Origin of the sequence: Streptomyces sp. NPDC048111 (assembly GCF_043202815.1) — a bacterium.
In the GTDB taxonomy this organism is placed as follows: domain Bacteria; phylum Actinomycetota; class Actinomycetes; order Streptomycetales; family Streptomycetaceae; genus Streptomyces.
The window spans coordinates 1049576-1056511 of sequence record NZ_JBIDBD010000001.1 but is presented as its reverse complement, the minus strand read 5'-3'; the positions used below and the strand labels follow the sequence as shown (position 1 = coordinate 1056511).

The following is a 6936-nucleotide window of genomic DNA, read 5'->3' as shown; positions in this document are numbered from 1 at the left end:
GGAGCTGACTGGTACTAATAGGCCGAGGGCTTGTCCTCAGTTGCTCGCGTCCACTGTGTTTGTTCTGAAGCAACGAACTCCCGCATGCCCTGAAGAGGGTGTGTGCCGGTCGAGTTCAACTTCATAGTGTTTCGGTGGTCATAGCGTTAGGGAAACGCCCGGTTACATTCCGAACCCGGAAGCTAAGCCTTTCAGCGCCGATGGTACTGCAGGGGGGACCCTGTGGGAGAGTAGGACGCCGCCGAACAAATTGTGGGGAAAGCCCCGCACCAGACCGTAAGGAATTACGGTCACGGTGCGGGGCTTTTTCGCGTTGTGGCGGGCGCGGAGGCCGGCCTCTCCCGGCCCGTACCCCCTGTGCATCCTTGGCCCTCGCTGACGGTAGGGTCAGGGGGCATCGTCGGCACATTTCCCACAGGAGGCCCCCGGGTGGAGGTCCAGGAGACTCGCGTTCAGACGGACCGGGTGCTCACCATCCCCAATATTCTCAGCATGGCGCGCCTGGTCGGCGTACCGCTGTTCCTGTGGCTGATCCTCCGCCCCGTCTTCGACGGTCCGAACAGTGACGGCTGGGCCCTGCTGGTGTTGGCGCTGAGCGGTGTCAGTGACTACTTGGACGGGAAGCTGGCCCGGCGCTGGAACCAGATCAGCAATCTGGGCCGACTGCTCGACCCGGCTGCCGACCGGCTGTACATCCTTTCCACCCTGGTGGGTCTCACCTGGCGGGAGATCCTGCCGATTTGGCTGACGGCCGCGCTCGTGGCACGCGAACTGATGCTTCTGGTGATGGTGGGAATCCTCCGCCGGCACGGCTATCCGCCGCCCCAGGTGAACTTCTTGGGCAAGGCGGCTACGTTCAACCTGATGTACGCGTTCCCGCTGCTGCTGCTCAGTGACGGGCACGGGTGGCTGGCTTCGCTCGCGGCGATTTTCGGATGGGCGTTCGCCGGATGGGGTACAACTCTGTATTGGTGGGCAGGAATCTTGTATGTGGTTCAGGTCCGCCGGCTTGTAAAGGCGGACGCCACGGCCGACTGAGCTCGGTGATCACGCGCCCCCGACGGTTCGTCGGCAGCCGCGTGCCGCACCGGAGGCCCGAGTGCACGGGCGCTGTCGGCCAGATCGCCGTCTCGCGAGGAGGACGTTTCCGACATGAAGGCCGTCGTAATGGCTGGTGGCGAGGGCACCCGCCTTCGCCCCATGACCTCGAGCATGCCCAAGCCGCTCCTGCCGGTGGTCAACCGGCCGATCATGGAGCACGTGCTGCGGCTGCTCAAGCGGCACGGGCTCAATGAGACCGTCGTGACCGTGCAGTTCCTGGCATCACTCGTCCGGAACTATTTCGGTGACGGAGAAGAGCTCGGTATGGAGCTCACCTATGCCAACGAGGAGAAGCCCCTCGGCACCGCGGGTAGCGTCAAGAATGCCGAGGAAGCCCTCAAGGACGATGCCTTCCTCGTCATTTCCGGCGACGCCCTCACCGATTTCGACCTCACCGATCTCATTAATTTCCACAAGGAAAAGGGCGCGCTGGTCACGGTGTGCCTGACCCGGGTTCCCAACCCCCTCGAATTCGGCATCACCATTGTCGACGAAGAGGGCAAGGTGGAGCGCTTCCTGGAGAAGCCGACGTGGGGCCAGGTCTTCTCCGACACGGTCAACACGGGCATCTATGTGATGGAGCCCGAGGTCTTCAACTACGTCGAGGCCGACAAGTCCGTCGACTGGTCCGGAGACGTCTTCCCGCAGCTCATGAAGGAAGGCAAGCCGATCTACGGCTATGTCGCCGAGGGCTACTGGGAGGACGTGGGCACGCACGAGAGCTATGTGAAGGCCCAGGCCGACGTCCTCGAAGGCAAGGTCGACGTGGACGTCGACGGGTTCGAGATCTCGCCCGGCGTCTGGGTCGCGGAGGGCGCCGAGGTCCACCCGGACGCCGTGCTCCGCGGGCCCCTCTACATCGGGGACTACGCCAAGGTCGAGGCCGACGTCGAAATCCGCGAGCACACCGTCGTGGGCTCGAACGTGGTCGTCAAGAGCGGCGCCTTCCTGCACAAGGCCGTCGTCCACGACAACGTCTACATCGGACAGCACAGCAATCTGCGCGGCTGTGTGATCGGCAAGAACACCGACATCATGCGGGCCGCCCGGATCGAGGACGGCGCCGTCATCGGCGACGAATGCCTCGTCGGCGAGGAGTCGATCGTCCAGGGCAATGTGAGGGTCTATCCCTTCAAGACCATCGAGGCCGGCGCATTCGTCAACACCTCGGTGATCTGGGAATCCAGAGGCCAGGCGCACCTCTTCGGTGCCCGCGGCGTCTCCGGCATCCTCAATGTGGAGATCACCCCGGAACTGGCCGTACGCCTCGCGGGCGCGTACGCGACCACGCTCAAGAAGGGGTCGACCGTCACCACGGCGCGCGACCACTCCCGTGGTGCGCGAGCGCTCAAGCGGGCCGTCATCTCGGCGTTGCAGGCCAGCGCGATAGACGTGCGCGACCTGGAGAACGTGCCGCTGCCCGTGGCGCGGCAGCAGACCGCGCGCGGCAGCGCCGGCGGCATCATGATCCGTACGTCACCCGGTGTCCCGGACTCCGTGGACATCATGTTCTTCGACGAGCGGGGCGCCGACCTCTCCCAGGCCGGCCAGCGCAAGCTCGACCGGGTCTACGCACGTCAGGAGTACCGACGGGCCTTCCCCGGCGAGATCGGTGATCTGCAGTTCCCCTCCAGCGTCTTCGACTCGTACACCGGGTCGCTGCTGCGCAAGGCCGACACCACCGGGATCGCCGAGTCCGGCCTGAAGGTGGTCGTGGACGCCTCCAACGGCAGCGCCGGCCTCGTTCTGCCGAGCCTTCTGGGACGGCTCGGGGTGGACGCCCTGACGATCAACCCGGGTCTCGACGAGTCCCGGCCGACGGAGTCGGTGGAGAGCCGGCGGGCCGGTCTCGTCCGGCTCGGCGAGATCGTCGCCTCGGCGCGGGCCGCGTTCGGCGTGCGCTTCGACCCGGTCGGCGAGCGGCTCTCGCTGGTCGACGAGCGGGGCCGGATCGTGGAGGACGACCGCGCGCTCCTGGTGATGCTGGACCTGGTCGCGGCGGAGCGCCGCAGCGGGCGGGTCGCGCTGCCGGTCACCACGACCCGGATCGCCGAGCAGGTGGCCGCCTACCACGGCACCCAGGTGGAGTGGACGACCACCTCGCCCGACGACCTGACCCGGGTCGGCCGCGAGGAGTCCACGATCTTCGGCGGCGACGGGCGCGGCGGCTTCATCATCCCCGAGTTCAGCAGCGTCTTCGACGGCGCCGCCGCGTTCGTGCGGCTCATCGGCCTGGTGGCCCGCACGCAGCTCACGCTGAGCCAGATCGACGCGCGGATACCGCAGGCGCACGTCCTGCGCCGGGACATCCCGACGCCGTGGGCGGTCAAGGGCATGGTCATGCGCCGGGTCGTGGAGGCGGCCGGCGGCCGGTCCGTGGACACCACGGACGGCGTACGGGTCGTGGAGGCCGATGGCCGCTGGGTGATGGTGCTGCCCGACCCGGCGGAGGCCGTCACCCATCTGTGGGCCGAGGGACCGGACGACGTATCGGCGCAGGCCCTCCTCGACGAGTGGGCCGCGGTGGTCGACAGCGCAGGTCACTGAGGTCGGCGGGGGGCGGGGGGGGGGGGGGGGGGGGGGGGGGGGGGGGGGGGGGGGGGGGGGCGGGGGGGGGGGGGGGGGGGGGGGGGGCCGGCCGCGCCCCCCCCCCCCCCCCCCCACCGGTGGGGCCATTCGGCGGTAGCGGCGCCGACGTGCGACGATGTGCGGCATGTCGCAGCAGCCCCCCGTTCGGAGCACGCCGTCTCCGCCTCCGCGTCCCGACGCGTCGATGTCGCTGCTGACCAACGTCATGGACCACGCGCTCGACGACGGCTACGCCGAGGCGACCGCCCGGCGCGAGGCCGAGGGCCGGGCCGGAATGCCGCGCACCCTGAAGGCCAAGCTCGGGCTCGCGGCGGGCCTCGTGCTGGCCGCTCTCGTAGTGACGGTCGGCGCCGCCCAGGCCCGGATCACCGCGCCCGTGGTCGCCAAGGAGCGTCAGGAGCTCATCGACCGCGTCGAGTCGGAGACCAAGGCCGCCGACACACTGCAGGACGACGTGGACGGGCTGCGGACCGACGTCGGCGACCGGCAGCGCAAGGCGCTTGAGAAGCACGGCGGCGACCAGGGTGAACTGGTGGCCCTGCTGTCAGGCGCCACGGAAGTGCACGGTCCCGGGGTCAAACTGGTCGTCGACGACGCCAAGGAGACGTCCCAGGGCGACGGCAGCCGGCCCCGCGAGAGCACGACGTTCGCCGACACGGGCCGGGTGCGGGACCGCGACATGCAGCGCGTGGTCAACGGCCTGTGGCAGTCCGGCGCGGAGGCGATCGCCATCAACGGGCAGCGCCTGACATCGTTTTCGGCGATCCGGGCCGCGGGCGACGCCATACTGGTCGACAACAGACCTCTGGTGCCGCCGTACACGGTGCTCGCCGTGGGGGACGGAAAGAAGCTGAGCACCGGTTTCCAGGACAGTGCGGACGGTCAGTACCTGCATGTGCTCCAGCAGAACTACGGGATCAGGTCGAGCATTTCGGCCCAGGGCGACGTGCGTCTCCCGGCGGCGCCGAGCCTGACCGTACGGACCGCAAAACCAATGGCCACGGGCGCCGGCAAGGGCGCGGCCGACACAGGGAAGGGCACATCGTGATCGCCGTACTTGGCCTCGTCGTGGGAGTCGTGGTCGGACTGTTCGTCCGGCCCGAGGTGCCTGCGGTGGTCGAGCCGTATCTGCCGATCGCCGTGGTGGCGGCACTCGACGCGGTGTTCGGCGGGCTGCGCGCCATGCTCGACGGCATCTTCGTCGACAAGGTCTTCGTGGTCTCCTTCCTGTCGAACGTGGTGGTCGCCGCGCTGATCGTCTTCCTCGGCGACAAGCTGGGTGTCGGCGCGCAGCTGTCGACCGGCGTGGTCGTGGTGCTCGGCATCCGGATCTTCTCCAACGCGGCCGCCATCCGCCGACACGTCTTCAGGGCCTGAGGCCGATGAGCGACGCGCAGAAGAACAACGGTCCCGACGGCCCCGGACAGGGACACCCGGCCCCGGAGCCGACCCCGGCCGTGGGCGAACCGGCGGACGCCCCGCCGCAGTTGACGGGACGTCAGCGGCTGGCCGCGGGCCTCTGGCCGCCGAGGGCCAGCCGGGCGCAGCTCATCGTGGCGCTGCTGTTGTTCGTGCTCGGCCTCGGGCTCGCCATCCAGGTCCGCTCGAACAGCGACGACAACGCACTGCGGGGCGCACGCCAGGAGGATCTGGTGCGCATCCTGGATGAACTGGATTCGCGTACGAAGCGTCTAGAGGATGAGAAGCAGCGTCTCGAAGGCCAGCGCACCGAGCTGGAGACCAGCTCGAACCAGGCCGAGGAGGCGCGCAAGCAGACCGTGGAGAAGGAGCAGCAGCTCGGCATCCTGGCCGGTACGGTCGCGGCACAGGGTCCCGGCATCACCTTGACGATCAGCGATCCCCGGGGCGCGGTCGAGGCCGACAAGGTCCTTGACACGGTGCAGGAACTGCGCGCGGCGGGCGCCGAGGCGATCCAGGTCAACGACGTGCGCGTGGTGGCCAACACCTACTTCTCGGACGAGACCGGCGGCATCGGGGTCGACGGCAAGAAGGTCGTGGCCCCGTACGTCTTCAAGGTGATCGGTCGGCCGCAGGATCTCGAGCCGGCCCTGAACATCCCCGGCGGGGTGGTGCAGACTCTGGAGAAGGAGCAGGCCACCGCCACGGTGGCCCGCTCTGAGAAGATCGTCGTGAATGCCTTGCGAGCCGCGAAGCGGCCTGACTACGCTCAGTCGTCCTCGCACTGATGAGGTGGGGCGTGGCTGCTGTCGCACAAGGGCAGAAGGTTGCGGGGGGTCGCCGCTCCGTAACAGGTGCGCGTGGTGGAAACTGTTTGGCGGATACGGACGTTGTGAGGATGTCCGGGTCGGCCGGTGTGTTGATTCAGGGTTCGTCCTGCCCCACGGGCGGGTCTATTTCGGTCAAGGGGAATCGCCCGTGAAGTTGTTTGCGAAGTTGTTCGGCAAGAGCGCACGCCAGGACGGTGGCAACGCCGCCAGGCACCGCGCTCAGCGCCCCGAGGGCGCGGAGGAGCAGGGTGGCGAGCGCCCCCTGTTCCGCGACGAGGTGGCGGGTTCCGGAGGAGACATTCCGGGCGCGTCGTCTGTTGACCCTGCGGGGGCCGGGCGCATAGGTTTCGGGGAACCGTCAACCTCAGGTACGGGTGGAGGGTTTGGCTCCGACCCGTATGCCACCAGTGCCCACGCGGTGCCGCCGCGGCAGGAGGATCCGTCGATGTCGGGCATGCCTGTTTGTACGAGGTGCGGGCATTCCAACCCCGCAGCCGGCCGGTTCTGCTCCAACTGCGGTGCCCCGCTGCGTCCGGGCGTCGTTCCGGAGCGTGCGTCCGAGACCACCTCGACCATCTCGATCTCCGGTCTCGAGGCGTACGACGCCGAGGTGACGGGCCAGACACAGGTGCCCTCGCTCTCCCCGGAGGCGCAGGCCGCGGTCGACGCCCTTCCGCTGGGCTCGGCGCTCCTGGTGGTGCGCCGCGGGCCGAACTCGGGAAGCCGCTTCCTGCTGGACGGTGAGCTGACCACGGCCGGCCGCCACCCGCAGAGCGACATCTTCCTGGACGACGTGACGGTCTCGCGCCGCCACGTGGAGTTCCGGCGCGGCGGGGACGGGCGTTTCACCGTCTCCGACGTCGGCAGCCTCAACGGTACGTACGTCAACCGCGAGCGCATCGACTCCGTCGCCCTGTCCAACGGTGACGAGGTCCAGATCGGCAAGTACCGGCTGGTCTTCTACGCGAGCCAGCGCGCGCTCTGACACCCGGCCAGG

6 protein-coding genes and 1 rRNA gene are annotated in these 6936 nt (G+C 68.7%); all 7 read left to right on the top strand.

Annotation, left to right across the window (positions count from 1 at the left end; genetic code table 11):
* Window positions 1–130 precede the first annotated feature (130 nt).
* The 7 genes from rrf to ACGF3I_RS04680 all read left to right on the top strand — a co-directional run bounded on the left by rrf (window position 131) and on the right by ACGF3I_RS04680 (window position 6924).
* Window positions 131–247 (top strand): 5S ribosomal RNA (gene rrf, locus ACGF3I_RS04710).
* Between the two features lie 182 nt (window positions 248–429).
* The gene (locus ACGF3I_RS04705; RefSeq protein WP_393129067.1) at window positions 430–1038 is read left to right on the top strand and encodes a CDP-alcohol phosphatidyltransferase family protein; all 609 of its coding nucleotides are present in this window, start codon (window positions 430–432) and stop codon (window positions 1036–1038) included.
* Between the two features lie 114 nt (window positions 1039–1152).
* Entirely contained in the window at window positions 1153–3648 is a 2496-nt protein-coding gene (locus ACGF3I_RS04700) for a sugar phosphate nucleotidyltransferase (protein WP_393129066.1), read from the top strand.
* Between the two features lie 166 nt (window positions 3649–3814).
* Complete coding sequence (locus tag ACGF3I_RS04695) at window positions 3815–4738, top strand: DUF881 domain-containing protein (protein ID WP_393129065.1); 924 nt, start codon at window positions 3815–3817, stop codon at window positions 4736–4738.
* On the top strand, window positions 4735–5067 hold the full coding sequence (locus ACGF3I_RS04690; RefSeq protein ID WP_031069011.1) for a small basic family protein: 333 nt from the start codon (window positions 4735–4737) through the stop codon (window positions 5065–5067). Before ACGF3I_RS04695 ends, ACGF3I_RS04690 begins: the two co-directional genes overlap by 4 nt.
* A 5-nt stretch (window positions 5068–5072) precedes the next feature.
* A complete protein-coding gene (locus ACGF3I_RS04685; RefSeq protein ID WP_393129064.1) occupies window positions 5073–5897 on the top strand; it encodes a DUF881 domain-containing protein in 825 nt (274 codons plus the stop codon).
* 82 nt (window positions 5898–5979) lie between these two features.
* Entirely contained in the window at window positions 5980–6924 is a 945-nt protein-coding gene (locus ACGF3I_RS04680; RefSeq protein ID WP_393129127.1) for an FHA domain-containing protein, read from the top strand.
* The last annotated feature ends 12 nt before the right edge of the window (window positions 6925–6936 follow it).

What these genes read in the sequence shown, in the direction of transcription:
- ACGF3I_RS04700 (WP_393129066.1), top strand. Translation starts at nt 1,153, where the DNA reads ATGAAGGCCGTCGTAATGGCTGGTGGCGAGGGCACCCGCCTTCGCCCC.
- ACGF3I_RS04695 (WP_393129065.1), top strand. Translation starts at nt 3,815, where the DNA reads ATGTCGCAGCAGCCCCCCGTTCGGAGCACGCCGTCTCCGCCTCCGCGT.
- ACGF3I_RS04685 (WP_393129064.1), top strand. Translation starts at nt 5,073, where the DNA reads ATGAGCGACGCGCAGAAGAACAACGGTCCCGACGGCCCCGGACAGGGA.